The following is a 15,162-nucleotide window of genomic DNA, read 5'->3' on the forward strand; positions in this document are numbered from 1 at the left end:
ATATATTGAAAAAGCGGATTCTCATGTGTGAGAGAACCTATTTTTAATATATTTTGCTAAAAAAACAATTGGTGTGGGCTAATAATAAGTGGGGATGAAGAAACCCCCACTTATTAAAGTTTCACTTTATTTTTCAATTTTTGCCCACTTGAAGTTTAATTGCCCTGCAAAGTCTACTTGCACAATTCCTTTCACATAAGAACGTTCTAAATAAGATTCGCCTTTTTGGTAAAGAGGAGCGATAACAGAGTCTTTAAATAATATTTTCTCGGATGCTAGTAATGCTTCCCAGCGAGCTTTTTCATCACCAGCTAAAGTTGTTTTCACTTTTGCTATTGTTTCATCGAATTCCTTATTAGAGTAATGATCTAAGTTATAAGGGTTATTCGTTGTAAATAGCTCAAGGAATGTAATTGGATCCGCAAAGTCAGGGCTCCAGCCATCAATTCCGATTTCGTAGTCACCTTTTAATAAAAGCGAAACTTGTTGCTTACGCGGTTGCGGTTTTATATTTACTGTTAATCCATCTAGATTCTTTTCTAGTTGTCCTTTTAAGAATTCACCAGTTTTCTTATCAAGGTCAGCATCACTCGTTAATAATTCTAATGTTATCTTTTCAGAACCAAGCTCTTGTTTAGCTTTTTTCCATAACTCTTGTGCAGATTTTGTATCAACTTTTGTTAAATCGCCATTTGCAGTACGGAAGTCTTTTCCTTCAGGTCCTTTTGCAAAGTTTTTTGGAACGAGACCAAATGTTGGTGTAGATCCATCATTTAATAACGTATTTACAAAGGATTTTCTATCAATTGTTTGATCAATTGCTTGGCGTGCAGAAACGTTTTGAAGCACTTTGTTTTGTTGATTCATACGTAAAAATTGTACGCCTACGTTTGGACGTTCTTTAAAGTTAGCATCCTTTTTATATTTATCGACGAAGTCAGATGTTAGTTTTATACGATCTAATTGTTTTGACTCGAATAAATTTACTTCTGTTGATTTTTCTTTTACGACGTTAAAATTGATTTCTTCTAGTTTGACAGTATCTTTATCCCAATAGGTAGGGTTTTTCTTGAATTTAAAGCTTTGTTCGTGCTTCCAATCGCTTAGTGTAAAAGCCCCGTTGTACAAGATTGTATTATCTTCTAAAGCGTACTTATCACCTTGTGCTTTAAAGAATTCCTCGTTAATTGGTAGAAATGTTGGGAACGCTGTTAAGCTAATAAAATACGGAACAGGACGCTCCAATTCTACCTCAAACGTATGGTCATCAACTGCTTTTACACCAAGTTGGTCGGCTGGAAGTTCTTTGTTGTTAATTTTTGTTGCGTTTTTAATATCAAAGAATAGAAATGCATATTCAGAGGCTGTTGCTGGATCTACGGCTCTTTGCCAAGCGAACACAAAATCTTTCGCTGTAACAGGAGTGCCGTTTGACCATTTTGAATCTCGCAAATGGAATGTGTATTTCGTTTTATCGCCACTTACTTCATGAGATTTTGCAACACCAGGAACAGGTTTGTTACCTTCACCAAGATTATACAAACCTTCAAATACGTTTCTCATTACTTGACCAGAATCAGTATCTGTAGCACGAGCCGTATCCATTGTTCGTATTTCAGTAGGTGAAGATAAGTTTAAAACCTGTTTACTAGGTGCCTCGTCTTTTGCATTTGCTCCGCTTGCTTCGTTTTTATAACTACCGCAACCAGTTAATAAAATACTTACTCCTACAACTGATGCAATACCGGGTACAAACTTCTTTTTCATTTGATTTTCCTCCTAAATAATTAAGTTTGGATGATGATGAGGGAAATGAAAAATAAAAAATCCCTCTTTTCATATTGAGAAAGAGGGATTTTTACGTACAAGTTATGCACCCGTATATAAACGAAGTCCCTCATTCTATCTTTCAAGCATAAAGCTTGCAGGAAGTGGCACAGTATTCAAAATGAACCTGTTGCCGAGGTTTCAAAGGGCCAGTCCCTCCACCTCTCTTGATACAATGAGTAAACGAATAAATTTTATTAATTTTTGTGTTTCTTTGATAATTCAAAATCTTACACCTTGAATAATGAAGTGTCAACTAAATGAAATATAGTTTAAATTTTCAGTTTTATTAAACGAAAAAACCACTGCATAGGGCAGTGGTTTTTCTACTAGAAGTTAAAGTTATCTGGATCTGGACCAACGCGACGATCTTCATTTAAAGCTTGAATTGCTTTCATATCATCAGCACTTAATTCAAAGTCGAAGATGTTTGCATTTTCAATAATGCGATGTTCTTTAATTGATTTGGGAATTGTTACAACTTCGTTTTGTAAATCCCAGCGTAAAATAATTTGCGCAGTTGATTTATTATATTTTGTCGCAATTTCTTGTAATGTTGGATTATCTAGTAGTTGTCCTTGCATTAATGGTGACCAAGCTTCAAGCTGAATATTATGTTCTTTACAGAATGCATGTAACTCTTCTTGTGCTAAACGTGGGTGGTATTCCACTTGGTTGACCATTGGCTTAATTTCAGCAATTTCAAATACGTCTTGTAAGTGGTGAATGTGGAAATTACTCACACCGATAGCGCGAACACGGCCATCTTTATAAAGTTTTTCTAATGCTTTCCATGATTCGGTATATTTCCCTTTTACAGGCCAATGTACTAAATATAAATCTAAATATTCTAGACCTAATTTCTCTAATGTAGTTTCAAATGCTTGAAGTGTTGTTTCATATCCTTGATCGCTATTCCATACTTTTGAGGTAATAAATAATTCTTCGCGTGAAACACCGGATTCACGAATCGCTTGTCCAACGCCTTCTTCATTTTGATAGATTGCTGCAGTATCGATGCTGCGGTAGCCATTTTTAATTGCTGCTTTTACAGAATCAATTACTTCTGAACCATCTTCTACTTTAAAAACACCTAAACCAAACCAAGGCATTTTTACACCGTTATGTAATGTTGTATAGTCTTTTAAACTTGTTAAAATCATATTATTTCCCCCTAGCTTTTTTGTTTGTTGCTTCTACTGCTTTTTGAATTGCCTCTGAAAAATTATATTCGTATAAAGTTTTGAGACCCTCAGCTGTGGAACCACCTGGCGTTGTTACTTGTTCGCGGAGGTTAGCTGGATTTTGCGTTTGTTCGAGCATAGAAGCAGAGCCAGAAATCATTTGAATGACAAGATGTTTTGCGGTTTCTTCATCGACTCCATAACTTTTTGTTGTTTCAATTAAGCTTTCAGCAAAGTAATAAAGGAAGGCTGGTGCACTTCCAGTAACTGCAGTAAGCTGATGAACTTCTTCCTCAGTACAAAGTTGCGAAGTACCAATACCTTTTAAAAGCAGTTGCAGGGTTTCTTGATGCATCTCATTTACTGATTGTCCCATTGTATATAAGGAGATAGATTTTCCAATTTCAGCAGCTGTATTAGGCATAATCCAAGCAACAGGCGTGCCCTTTGGGAGTCTAGCTTCTAAATAAGATGGTCCAATGCCAGCTGCGACTGTTACGACTAGTTGATTTGATATTAACGGAGATAGCTCAGCTAATAACTCTTCATGAGCAGAAGGTGGCATTGCTAAAACAACCGTATCAACAGATGTAACATGCTGTTTCCAATCTGTTGCAGTAGACACATTATATCGATGTTGTAACTGTTTTAGCTTTTCTACGTTGCTTCGATTAGAGACGATAATTTCTTCGATGTACTCTTTGCTTGTTTTAAGTAATCCGGAAAATATAGCTTCTGCCATACGACCGGCACCAATAAATAAAATTCGATGTTTAGTTAGCATATTCTTTATTCCTTTCTAGTAGAGATATGTTATAAAAACGATATCATCTTTAAGAGAATGTTGTAAAAAGAAAAGACTTACCGTAGATGGAATGGATAATGAGAAGGCGGAAATTCATGCTAATATTAACTGTTATTAATCTCTTTATATGTGTAGCTGGTTTGCTAGAGTGGAAGAGCAATTATAAGGGGCAAGAACATACAAATAATTATATCTAGAAAATAATTAGAATTGAAAAACCCCTGAAGCATATATGCTTCAGGGGTTTACTAATAGAATATAAGATTATGCTTTTGTCATACCAAGTAATACAGCGCCGCCGATAATTAAAACACTACCTAGTGCAATAAAGATCAATTGACGTTTTGTTTTCTTTTCACCTAAGAATACAATCGCACCGAATGTTGAGATAACGATTCCAGTTTGAGATAATGGGAAGCTTGTTGCTACTCCAACACGTGGTAATGAAAGAAGTAAGAATAAGTTTCCAGTTCCCCATAGTAAACCAGACAAAGCATTACGGATTGCATATTTGTTAAACGGTTTATGTTTAGACGTCAGTACAACCGCACCAACAAACATACCAACTGCTTGTGGTAAAATAGCAGACCAACCATCAATATTATACCAACGAATAATAATTACATATACAAGATAGCCGAAAGTAGAAACAATTAAAGTAAGAAGTCCTTTTTTCAATTGTCCAGGTGGCTGAGCATTTTCTTTATCATCTAATGATGTGAATACAACACCAACTACAATTAATAGGATTGCAATAGTTCCCAGAATGATCGTTGTAGTAGTAGTCCACTCACGGAAAGCGATAACCCCAAAGATAGAAGTTGCAACAAGTTGCATACCAGTAGAAATCGTTACAGTAGTTGAAACACCTAGTTTTTCAACTGTTTTTAATTGGTTTACTTGTCCTAAAGCCCAGAATAAACCTGAAATAAAACCAACAATTAAGATTGTCATTGTTAAAGCTGGTTGAGTAAATACATACATAATTGTTGCGAAGAATAGAGCACCGATTGTCATACCTACCGTTTGGCTATATGCACCACCGCCCATTTTTACGCTTACTAATAAGATGTTTCCCCATGCAATTGCAGGAAGAAGCGCTAATAAAATGTCCATTACAAGACTCCCTTCGGTTTGCTATACCAATATAGTTACATATCGTTCTAACGATCGGTAATGCCCCACTAATAGAGTAGAAGATTACCGATCGCTAAAACAGGATGAAGAATTCACAATATAAATGCGTTTTCATTTCTTCATTTTTTGAAACACCTCCATATAATAACAGGAAATTGCCTATTTTAGAAAGTGAATTCAAATAAAATGTATATTTAAATAAGAGGTAAAATTCAGTTATTTCCCATTGGTATATTTTATTTCCTAAGAAATAAAGAAGCAGCTTCGACAAAAGCTGCTTTAAGAGTTAGTAATTCTTTTATTAATAAGTTGAATACATAGTAGAAATACGAGTGACATACCGATAGTAATAACTACAAGTGTCCAGGCGAGTTGCATATTACTTGCATCAATAGCCATGTAAATTGCAGTTGGGATTGTCTGTGTTTTACCAGGAATGTTCCCGGCAAACATGAGTGTAGCACCAAACTCACCGAGCGCGCGGACAAAGCTCAAAATCATCCCGCTTAGTAAGGCAGGAAATGCGAGTGGAAGTGTAACGTGCAGAAAAACTTGATATTCACTTGCGCCAAGGTCACGAGCACTTTCTTCAATTTGTACATTTGCGATAGAAAATCCCGTTTTCGCTGATTGGTACATAAGCGGAAATGCAACAACTGTAGAAGCGATAATCGCAGCAGTAGATGTGAACATAATAGACTGCTGAAATAATGATTCAACCCACTTTCCGATCGGGCTGTTGTTTCCAAAGATGATAATGAGTAAGAAGCCGATAACAGTTGGTGGAAGTACCATTGGTAATAAAAATATGGTTTCTAATAGTACTTTATATCGCCATGAGGAGCGAGCTAGTGCTCGCCCGACAATTGTCCCTAAAATTGTAACGAGAATAGTGGCGCACGCAGCTACTCTTAAAGATAGAAAGACAGGCGATAAAATAGCATCAATGCTCATAGTGATTACGACAGAACTGTAAATCCATATTTCTTAAAGATAGATTGTGCATCTTTTGACTGCAAATACTCATAAAATGAAGTCGCCTCTTTCTTATGTTTAGATTCCTTTATAACACCTAAAGGATAGTGGATTGGCTCATGAGAAGTAGCTGCTGCTGTCTCACCAATCTTTACTTTATCCGAAATGAGAGCATCTGTTTTGTATACGATGCCAGCATCAACATTCCCTGTTTCTACATATGTTAACACTTGGCGAACATCTTTTGTAAATACGACTTTATTTTGAACATCATTCCAAAGGTTTTCGTGTGTTAGAGAAGCCTTTGCATATTTGCCAGCAGGTACAGATTCAGGTGTACCAAGTGCAATTTTTTTGATTTTCTCATCTTTTAAATCTTGAAATTTTGTAAGTGAACTATCTTTAGGGATGACTAGAACTAGTTCATTTCCAAGAAGATTTTTCCCTTCTTTTTCACTAATGAATCCTTTTTTTACAAGGGTTTGGAATTTATCTTCTGCTGCAGAGAAGAATAAATCAGCAGGTGCACCTTGTTCAATTTGTTGTTGAAGTGCTCCAGAAGCACCGAAGTTAAAAGAAAGTTTGATATTTGGCTCTTTTTCTTTATATTGTTTTTCGATTTCTTTTAATGCATCTTGTAAGCTTGCAGCAGCTGAGATAGTCAGTTCAACTGTTTTCTCCTCTTTAGCAGCTGACTTTGTATGCTTTTCCCCACTTGTACAAGCAGCACTAAATATAAGAAGGAAAGAAAGTATAAGTGCCCCGATGGAACGTAATGTAAATTTATTCATAAAAAAATCCCCTTTCGTTTTGATACATCTAATTATAACTAATTATATCTAAATATAACTAGTTATAATTGAATGTAATTTGAACATATATCTATTTTTAAAAAATAGGAGAAATATTCTTTTCTTTGTTACAATGAAAGGAGAAAGTGAGGAATCGTCTATGGATCATCATTCCTACACAACGGAAGAAGTAGCAAAGCGATTAAAAGTATCAAAATTAACTGTATACGACTTAATTAAAAAAGGAGAACTTCCTTCTTATAGAGTTGGTAGACAGATGCGCATTGATGCAGCAGATTTAGATCAATATATAAAGCAAATGAAAACAGGAAAGGTACAAGTTAATCCTGTAAAAAACGATGGTAGTAGTATCTTGAACACGTGTATTATTAGTGGTCAAGAACTAACGTTAGATATGTTAGCTAAACGTATAGAAAATCGTTTGCTAAGTTCTAATGTTTTAAGGGCCTATCAAGGTAGCTTAACAAGTTTAGTGAAAATGTATCAAGGAGAAGGAAGTATCGTTAGTTTGCATTTGTTTGATGGTGAAACGGGTACATATAATGTTCCTTATGTAAAACGCATTTTAGTAGGACAGCCATGTATTATGATTAATTTATTGTCCAGAAATGTAGGGTTTTATGTCCAAAAAGGAAATCCGAAGAAAATAAAGACATGGGCCGACATATCCGGATCCACTATAAAGTTTGTAAATCGAGAAAAGGGTTCTGGTATTAGAGTGTTAGTGGATGAACAATTACGAATCCAAAAATTAAATAAAGCTGATATTAGTGGATATGAATGGGAAGAATCGAATCATCTTGGTGTTGCCACGCAAGTTGCAAATGGAAAAGCTGATGTAGGAGTAGGTTCAGAAAAGTTTTCGCAAATTGTAAATGTGGACTTTATTCCAATCATGAAAGAACAGTATGATTTAGTAATTTTGAAGAATAAAGAAAATGAAGAGCTGATTGAAGTCGTGAAAGACATTCTGCAATCGGAAGAATTTCATAATGAATTAAATGCGATTGGCGGATATGATATTACGAAAACAGGTCAAATTATATATGAAACAAACTAAAAAGCTGCTTGTCTATAAGACGAGCAGCTTTTTCTATATAAAGGGGTTTGGGGAAACAAAGTGTTAAACAAGACCTTGAGCAAGTGTGTAAATGAAAGCCGTAAGAAGAGTAGCTCCACTTGCAAGTCCGATGAAGTCTGATTTGTTGAAAGTAATGTTGTTCATTATAATCTCTCCTTATTTGTTTAATGTAGTTGCAACAGCTTTTGCATCGACAAGTGCGGATAGCACCATGCCCATTGTATTTAAAAATTTATTTGATTTCATATTGTTCATCATGCGTATCCGCTCCTTTTCGAATTGTTGTTGCCCTGCTTATGTCTTAATTATAGGAAATATGTCCACTTGCAACTATCGAATTAGCTTACGAAAGACTTACACTTTTGTAAGAAAAAAAGACATTCATGTAAGAATGTCTTTCACAGCATATTGATATGATGATGTTCTTCAATTGTTTTTAAAAAACTACGCATTGAATTCGTCATATAGCTATCTTTACGGCGTATGAAAACCGTTGAAATACTGCCGTATTTTTCAGGGATTGCATGACAATGTACCTTACCTGCTTTAGAAAGATGATGGACAGCAGACTGTGGTACGAGTGTAATTCCGAGGCCGAGTGCAACGCTGTTTAATATTGTCTCTAATATATTGAATTCCATAATTCTTTTTGGTAGCAAACCTTCATCTTTAAGCCAACGTTCTAGTTTGGAGCGGTATCCACATCCTTGGTTAAAAACGAGTAGAGGCGTTGTTGTAAATTCTTCTATATGAAAGGCTTTATTTTGTGTTATAAGCATTAATTTCTCTGTACTAACATCGTATTGTTCGATTAGTGGATGTTTAATAGGACCTGATATAAAGGCGCCATCCAATTGATGATCAAGTACTTCTTTAATTAATTCTTCTGTTAGACCCGCTTGTAATGATAAATCGACATTTGGATAGCTTTTATAGTAAGAAGATAAAATGGTAGGCAGTGTACTTACTGTTTCGACTGTACCGATTTTCAATATACCGGAGGGTGTTTCGCTATCTAAAAATACTTGTTTTAGTTCGTCGACATCTTGCAAAATTTTACTAACATAAACGAGCATTTTTCTTCCTTCAGCTGTTAAAGTCATTCCTCGTTTATGGCGGTAAAAGAGTGGGGTTTTTAATTCGTTTTCTAGTTGTTTAATACGTGCAGTTACATTTGATTGTACATAATTTAATTCCTTTGCTGCGCTACTTACACTACCCTGATCGGCAACGCTTTTAAAGATTTGTAAGTCTCGTAATTCCATTTTGTAATCCCCCTTGATGTTAACTATCATTATAAATGATAGTTAACATCATTTTGAATCATTTTACGTGATATATTTTTTCTTTTACAATTCTCTTTGTGCAAATAGAAAGAAACGGGGGATTGCGGTGAGAAGAGGTCAAATGATAATAGGGGCTGTAGCGTGTTTAATTGCGAGTATGTCATGGGGAGCGATGTTTCCAGTTGCTGATCATGCGCTAGAATACATAGATCCATTTTATTTTTCGCTTATTCGCTATGGAGCAGTGGCGATAATGCTGATTGTATTGTTGTTAATGAAAGAAGGAAAACAGGCATTTCGTTTAGAGGGAAGAGGAAAGTTACTCGTCTTTTTTGGAACGATGGCATTTACAGTATATAATGTCCTCATATTTTTAGGGCAAATGTTGATGGGTAAGTCGGGTGTAATGGTAGCTTCCATTATGGAAGCACTTATGCCGATGATTTCTATTTGTATTTTATGGGGATATAAGCATATAAAACCGAAGAAGTATACGATAACGAGTATGGTTATTGCTTTTGTAGGAGCTGTGTTTGTTATTACAAAAGGTGACATGAGTTTCTTTGTAACATTGAAAGATAATATGTTCCCATTAGCATTTATATTTATTGGTGTTATAGGTTGGGTTATTTATACGATGGGTGGTCAAACGTGTAGTGATTGGTCAACATTACGTTATTCTACGTTGACGTGTGTATTCGGTACGACTGTTACAGGAATTATAACGGTAATTATTACGTGGCTTGGATATGTTTCAGTTCCTAGTATGGGAACGATTTCTATTGTAAAATATGATTTGTTATTTATGATGACATTGCCAGGTATTGTAGCGCTACTTGCTTGGAACTACGGTGTGAAAATTTTATCATCCATTAATGGGATTTTATTTATTAATTTTGTACCAATTACGACTTTAGTTATTATGATGATGCAAGGGTATCAGATCACAATGTTTGATATTATAGGGACTGTACTTGTTATTGCAGCACTTATTCGCAATAACGTTTGCCAGAGAAAAGAAGAAAATATAAATAATAGAGTTTTACAAGAAGAACAATTACGTCAAGCTGTTTAATAGGCAAATGGAGGATTTCACATGTTAGAAAGTTTATTGTTTTTCTTCGCCGTCGGAGTTGCCTGTGAGCTTGCAGCAATTAATCGAAATGGTCGTAAAAAGATAAAACAACAAGCTGAGCTGATACAGCTTTTAAAAGAGTTGAAAGAAAGAAAAAAATAAAAAGACGACCTTGCATAGACGGTCGTCTTTTTCTATATAAAGGGGAAAGGGGACACAAAGTTATACAAGCGTAGCAGCGTAAATAAAAGCAGTAAGAAGAAGAGAGCCGCTAGCTAATCCGAAAAAGTCTAATTTGTTAAAAGTGATGTTATTCATAATACATTCTCCTTACTTGTTTAATGTAGAAGCAACAGCTTTTGCATCGAAAAGAGCCGATAATACCATACCTATTGTATTTAAGAAATTGTTCGTTTTCATTTTGTTTATCATATTAATCGACTCCTTTTCGAATAATTGTTGCCCTGTTTCTGACTTAATTGTATGAAATATAGTAAGAAGTAACTATCGAATTAGCTTACAAGAAAATTACACTTTTGTAAGAATTGAAATTTAACAATTCATACTTATTTTTATTACCAACTCCTAAAACTTAGTGTTATAATTGTTGTAAGAATATGATTATACTTCGGATGTTTAGAAAGGAACGAAATAAATGTATAAACCAATTACATTTTTGTTGAAATATATATTTAAAACAGCTGGGAAAGTAGAAGTGCAAGGAAGAGAAAAGCTACCAGAAGGTGGTCCGTATGTTGTTGCGTGTACACATACAAGTTTTATGGATGTATTAATGTTAGCTACAGGGATGTACCCAACTCAAATTCATTACATGGCAAAAAAAGAATTATTTGAAGGGAAATTCAAAAATTGGTTCTTTAAAAATGTAAATGCATTCCCTGTAGATCGTGCGAATCCAGGACCAAGTACACTTAAAATTCCATCACGTTTATTAAAAGAAGGAAAGGTAGTAGGGATTTTTCCGAGTGGAACAAGATCAGCGGAAGATGTTTCATTAAAAGCGGGTGCTGTGACAATTGCGATGCGTTCTAATGTTCCGTTAGTACCAGCAGCTTATGTTGGTCCATCAAGTGTAAAAGAATTAATAAAGGGGAAAAAGGCACAATTGATTTTTGGAGATCCAATTCAAATTGAGGGTGGAGAACAAATAGATCGAAAAACCGTTATGAAAATGATGACAGATCAATTAAATGAGAAGTTTGAGGAGTTAAAAGAAGCTTTGCAATCAAATCAAAAATAAGAAAAGACGACCGGGCATAGACGGTCGTCTTTTCTATTACTATTTATAATAAAGGGGAAAGGGGACACAAAGTTATACAAGCGTAGCGGCGTAAATAAAAGCAGTAAGAAGAAGCGAGCCACTAGCTAGTCCTAAAAAATCTAATTTGTTAAAAGTGATGTTATTCATAATATATTCTCCTTACTTGTTTAATGTAGAAGCAATAGCTTTTGCGTCGATAAGAGCGGAAAATATCATGCCCATTGTATGTAAGAAATTGTTCGTTTTCATTTTGTTCATCATATTAATCCGCTCCTTTTCGAATAGTTGTTACCTTGTCTCTGACTTAATTGTATGAAATGTTGCGGAAATTCACTATCGAATTAGCTTACAGAAAAATTACACTTTTGTAAGAGAAACGAATGAAGGTGTAATGATAAGAAGATTTGACATATGTTCATGAGATTCATTAACTTAAAGGTAGAGGTGAGTGTATGGCTAATATTAAAGATATTGCAAAGATGGCGGGAGTTTCAGTTACGACTGTTTCGAGAGTGTTGAATGATCACCCATATGTAAGTGAAGAAAAAAGGAAAGCGGTTATAGAGATAGTTGAGAAATTGAATTACTCGCAAAACGCAAATGCTGTTCATTTATCAAAAGGAAAAACGAATATTGTTGGTGTGATTTTACCTTATATTAATCATCCGTGTTTTGATGCGATGGTGAGCGGAATGATGGAGACTGCGTTAGCGCATAATTACAGGGTGCTACTTTGCCAAACGAATTATAATAAAAAAGAAGAAATGAAAAGTTTACATATGTTAAAAACAAAACAATTGGATGGTCTTATTATTTGTTCACGTGCAAATGATTGGGAAACGATAGAACCGTATGCTTCTTACGGCGCAATAATTGCTTGTGAAGACAATGATATTTCAAACATCTCAAGTGTATATACGAATCATTCAGCGGCCTTTCAATTAGGAATGGATTATTTGATTGAGAAAGGTTATAAAAAAATTGGTTATTGTACGGGAAGAAAATTAGGGCCGAGTAGTCAAAAGCGTTTTGATGTTTATAAACAGCAATTACAATCTATAGACGAAGAGGTTAATGAAGAATGGATTTTTACAGAATGTTTTACACTAGAAGATGGTGTAAAAGTGGCTCATAAGTTAAAAGAGATGCAGGATCTTCCTGAAGCATTAATAGTAGCAGGTGATGAAGTTGCGATTGGGGTTATGACAGAGGTTGAAAAATTAGGGATTCAAGTTCCTGAGGATTTAGCGATTATTGGCTTTGATAATCAACCTATCTCGCAAGTGTTACAATTGACAACTATTGATCAAAATTTAAAGGAGATAGGGAAAACTGCTTTTGAAATGTTGCATAGAAAAGTGAATGACGAGAGTTCTAAACAAGAAAAGCTGGAAATTCCATACGAACTTGTGGAACGCTCTACGGTTTAATTTTAATCCGTTATGTGTATAATCGCATAACGGATTATTTTTTTGAAATATCTTTGACAGGAAACGCGTTTCATACTTTATAAAGGAGTTAAACCGGTTTGTAATAATCCATGGATTCTTTTCAAGTGTTAATGCAATGAATAGAATTTGGAGGAATATGCATGAATGAACTTTTATCGAGTATGAAAAAGTATGTAGATGATGATGAAAAGATTCTGGCTTTTGTGGTAGGGATATTTAAGAAGGATAATTTTATATTATCGTATCAACATGGGGTTTTTGTTGCCACTACTAGACGTCTCCTTTTTTACGGGAAATTCCCGTACTATTCTTCAATATTTAAAGAGTATTCATATTTGCATATAGATAACATAGATTTTCATCCGTATTTTGAATTTACTTGTAGTCATGAAAGCATTCGCGCTAAGTATATTCAGAAAGGGAATGTGGAGCAATTTGTCCGTGCAGTTAGGGCAAATATGAATAATTAATCAACCCTCTGTTTAAACATAATATTTCAATTTTTAAGAGGGAAAATGCGGAATAAAAACCACTTCTAAACCTCTAGGAGATAGTGATACAATGTCAAATGGGGGGAGGGTATGAACTATGGTTAATCAACGTATAAAGGAAATAACACTAATTACAATTGGTTCATTATTATTCGCAATTGGTATTAATTACTTTGCAATTCCAAACCGTTTATCGGAAGGTGGAATTATTGGTTTAACGGTTGTTACGTACTACTTATTTGATTGGTCACCAGGAATTGTGAACTTTGCTATAAATGCAATTTTACTAGCTATTGGTTATAAATTTTTTGATAAGAAAACAATGATTTATACAATTTTAGGGATTGTAGAAACATCTTTGTTTTTATACGTTACAGAACATATTGAGTATCATGTAAATAGTGATACATTATTAGCGGCTTTATTTGCTGGTTTATTTGTGGGTATTGGATTAGGCTGTATGTTCAAAGCCGGAGGTACATCGGGAGGATCAGCAATCTTAGCTCGGTTAGCAAATCAATATTTAGGTTGGAGTGTAGGTAAAGGCGTACTAATTATTGATATTGTTGTAATTGCTGGTTCTGTATTTATAATAGGGCAAGAAAAGGCAATGTATACACTTGTAGCTGTGTTCATTGGAGCGAAGGTGATTGATTTCATTGTAGAAGGAATGGACACAAAAACGGCTGTTACGATTATTTCGAATCAACCAGATTTAATTCGTGAAGCTATTACGAAAAATATGACACGCGGTGTTACTGTATTAGAAGGGCGCGGCGGATATACTGGTAAAAATAAAGAAGTTTTATATGTTGTTATTAATAAACAAGAGCTTGTTAAGTTAAAACAAGTTATTAGCCGGGTAGATGAAGATGCTTTCGTTGTTATACATGATGTACGTGATGTACTTGGCGGTGGCTTTAAAGCAAGCTAAAAGGTGAACGAGTAAATTCGTTCACCTTTTTTAATTCTTACAAAAATGTAAGTGTAATGTAATGAGATTCAATAGTAGATTTTATTCCCCCTTTTTAAAATGGATGTATATATATCCTGCAGAGGAGGAATGTTTATTATGAAGAAAAAAATGATCACTACTATAATAGCGATGATAGTGATAGTAGTAATGTTACTGCCTACGAAACTTGGACCGGTTATCGATAAATATAATCCATTTTATAAGACGAAAGAATACTATACGGTTGTGAATACAATTGGTCAGCATATTGGTGATGAGTGGTATGAATATGAATTTATTGCATTCGATGAACGTGGTAGAGAGCAGAAAATAAAGAAAACGGTTAAGCATATGTTAAAGAGAGATGAAGCATTAAAGGTTTTTGCGAAAGGACGTTACGGTGAATCGATTGAAGAGATTGAGGTTGCAAATATTCCTATAAATGCGAAGAGTAAACTTTTAACGATGAGATAGTGAAATATACCCCCAGCTATTTTTTGTCGAAAATAAAAATACTAGGTAAGGGTATTTTAGGGGTTAGCAAAAAAGCCTTAGTCCATATAGACTAAGGCTTTTTTATTATATAAAGGGGAAGGGGGTACATTGTAGTAGCATGGGTGAAAGGTATAAGAAGAGTAGCTACTAGCAATGCAATTTGGTTATGTGATTGTTCTTCTTATTTGGCTTACTTTCTAACTTTATTGTACGAAATATAAGTAAGGGAAACTATCGAATTACATTACACATAACTTACAAACATGTAAGTCTTCTGTAATGTAATTCGATAGTTAAAAGATAGTA

The 15,162-nt window shown here is 34.6% G+C and carries 18 protein-coding genes and 1 riboswitch; of the genes, 8 read left to right on the forward strand and 10 right to left on the reverse strand.

Going from position 1 to position 15,162, the window contains the following annotated elements; genetic code table 11:
* Positions 1–126: 126 nt before the first annotated feature.
* The 6 genes from ACQGS6_RS06130 to modA all read right to left on the reverse strand — a co-directional run bounded on the left by ACQGS6_RS06130 (position 127) and on the right by modA (position 6,719).
* Entirely contained in the window at positions 127–1,767 is a 1,641-nt protein-coding gene (locus ACQGS6_RS06130; protein ID WP_000726474.1) for a peptide ABC transporter substrate-binding protein, read from the reverse strand.
* Between the two features lie 132 nt (positions 1,768–1,899).
* Positions 1,900–2,004: riboswitch (SAM riboswitch) on the reverse strand.
* A 152-nt stretch (positions 2,005–2,156) separates the two neighbouring features.
* Positions 2,157–2,990 (reverse strand): aldo/keto reductase, encoded by an 834-nt coding sequence (locus ACQGS6_RS06135; RefSeq protein ID WP_000604196.1) that lies wholly within the window; start codon positions 2,988–2,990, stop codon positions 2,157–2,159.
* Between the two features lies 1 nt (position 2,991).
* On the reverse strand, positions 2,992–3,795 hold the full coding sequence (gene proC / locus ACQGS6_RS06140; protein WP_000956278.1) for a pyrroline-5-carboxylate reductase: 804 nt from the start codon (positions 3,793–3,795) through the stop codon (positions 2,992–2,994).
* A gap of 285 nt (positions 3,796–4,080) precedes the next feature.
* Positions 4,081–4,932, reverse strand: coding sequence for a GRP family sugar transporter (locus ACQGS6_RS06145; RefSeq protein WP_000353544.1), 852 nt, complete (start codon positions 4,930–4,932; stop codon positions 4,081–4,083).
* Between the two features lie 300 nt (positions 4,933–5,232).
* A complete protein-coding gene (gene modB / locus ACQGS6_RS06150) occupies positions 5,233–5,907 on the reverse strand; it encodes a molybdate ABC transporter permease subunit (protein WP_426964963.1) in 675 nt (224 codons plus the stop codon).
* 5 nt (positions 5,908–5,912) lie between these two features.
* Complete coding sequence (gene modA / locus ACQGS6_RS06155; protein WP_001032232.1) at positions 5,913–6,719, reverse strand: molybdate ABC transporter substrate-binding protein; 807 nt, start codon at positions 6,717–6,719, stop codon at positions 5,913–5,915.
* A 160-nt stretch (positions 6,720–6,879) separates the two neighbouring features.
* Here modA and ACQGS6_RS06160 point away from each other — a divergent pair, with 160 nt between their 5' ends.
* Positions 6,880–7,800: a substrate-binding domain-containing protein gene (locus ACQGS6_RS06160; RefSeq protein WP_009327646.1), complete on the forward strand. Its 921-nt coding sequence runs from the start codon at positions 6,880–6,882 to the stop codon at positions 7,798–7,800.
* Between the two features lie 63 nt (positions 7,801–7,863).
* Here ACQGS6_RS06160 and ACQGS6_RS06165 read toward each other — a convergent pair whose 3' ends face one another.
* Positions 7,864–7,965, reverse strand: coding sequence for a DUF3948 family protein (locus ACQGS6_RS06165; protein ID WP_001060018.1), 102 nt, complete (start codon positions 7,963–7,965; stop codon positions 7,864–7,866).
* Between the two features lie 254 nt (positions 7,966–8,219).
* Positions 8,220–9,086, reverse strand: coding sequence for a LysR family transcriptional regulator (locus ACQGS6_RS06170; RefSeq protein ID WP_000423030.1), 867 nt, complete (start codon positions 9,084–9,086; stop codon positions 8,220–8,222).
* 127 nt (positions 9,087–9,213) lie between these two features.
* Between ACQGS6_RS06170 and ACQGS6_RS06175 the strand changes: the two genes are divergently transcribed.
* Both ACQGS6_RS06175 and ACQGS6_RS06180 read left to right on the forward strand, forming a co-directional pair.
* Positions 9,214–10,182 (forward strand): DMT family transporter, encoded by a 969-nt coding sequence (locus tag ACQGS6_RS06175; protein ID WP_142238201.1) that lies wholly within the window; start codon positions 9,214–9,216, stop codon positions 10,180–10,182.
* A 21-nt stretch (positions 10,183–10,203) separates the two neighbouring features.
* On the forward strand, positions 10,204–10,344 hold the full coding sequence (locus tag ACQGS6_RS06180; RefSeq protein WP_000894063.1) for a YrzO family protein: 141 nt from the start codon (positions 10,204–10,206) through the stop codon (positions 10,342–10,344).
* 60 nt (positions 10,345–10,404) lie between these two features.
* Here the strand turns inward: ACQGS6_RS06180 and ACQGS6_RS06185 are convergent, their stop codons facing one another.
* Positions 10,405–10,500 (reverse strand): DUF3948 family protein, encoded by a 96-nt coding sequence (locus tag ACQGS6_RS06185; RefSeq protein WP_001059995.1) that lies wholly within the window; start codon positions 10,498–10,500, stop codon positions 10,405–10,407.
* Positions 10,501–10,837: 337 nt separating this feature from the next.
* On the opposite strand from ACQGS6_RS06185, the gene ACQGS6_RS06190 reads away from it, so the two are divergent.
* The gene (locus ACQGS6_RS06190; protein WP_000277780.1) at positions 10,838–11,443 is read left to right on the forward strand and encodes a lysophospholipid acyltransferase family protein; all 606 of its coding nucleotides are present in this window, start codon (positions 10,838–10,840) and stop codon (positions 11,441–11,443) included.
* A gap of 72 nt (positions 11,444–11,515) precedes the next feature.
* Here ACQGS6_RS06190 and ACQGS6_RS06195 read toward each other — a convergent pair whose 3' ends face one another.
* Positions 11,516–11,611: a DUF3948 family protein gene (locus tag ACQGS6_RS06195; RefSeq protein ID WP_001060007.1), complete on the reverse strand. Its 96-nt coding sequence runs from the start codon at positions 11,609–11,611 to the stop codon at positions 11,516–11,518.
* A gap of 305 nt (positions 11,612–11,916) precedes the next feature.
* On the opposite strand from ACQGS6_RS06195, the gene ACQGS6_RS06200 reads away from it, so the two are divergent.
* The 4 genes from ACQGS6_RS06200 to ACQGS6_RS06215 all read left to right on the forward strand — a co-directional run bounded on the left by ACQGS6_RS06200 (position 11,917) and on the right by ACQGS6_RS06215 (position 14,835).
* Entirely contained in the window at positions 11,917–12,894 is a 978-nt protein-coding gene (locus ACQGS6_RS06200) for a LacI family DNA-binding transcriptional regulator (RefSeq protein ID WP_001273904.1), read from the forward strand.
* Between the two features lie 161 nt (positions 12,895–13,055).
* Positions 13,056–13,385 carry a PH domain-containing protein gene (locus ACQGS6_RS06205; RefSeq protein ID WP_001004248.1) on the forward strand — a complete coding sequence of 110 codons (330 nt, stop codon included), beginning with the start codon at positions 13,056–13,058 and terminating at the stop codon, positions 13,383–13,385.
* Positions 13,386–13,503: 118 nt separating this feature from the next.
* On the forward strand, positions 13,504–14,340 hold the full coding sequence (locus ACQGS6_RS06210) for a YitT family protein (RefSeq protein ID WP_000248040.1): 837 nt from the start codon (positions 13,504–13,506) through the stop codon (positions 14,338–14,340).
* Between the two features lie 138 nt (positions 14,341–14,478).
* The gene (locus ACQGS6_RS06215; protein ID WP_000728422.1) at positions 14,479–14,835 is read left to right on the forward strand and encodes a YxeA family protein; all 357 of its coding nucleotides are present in this window, start codon (positions 14,479–14,481) and stop codon (positions 14,833–14,835) included.
* Positions 14,836–15,162 lie beyond the last annotated feature (327 nt).

It is taken from the genome of Bacillus sp. GMs2/2 (assembly GCF_050172095.1).
GTDB lineage: Bacteria > Bacillota > Bacilli > Bacillales > Bacillaceae_G > Bacillus_A > Bacillus_A cereus.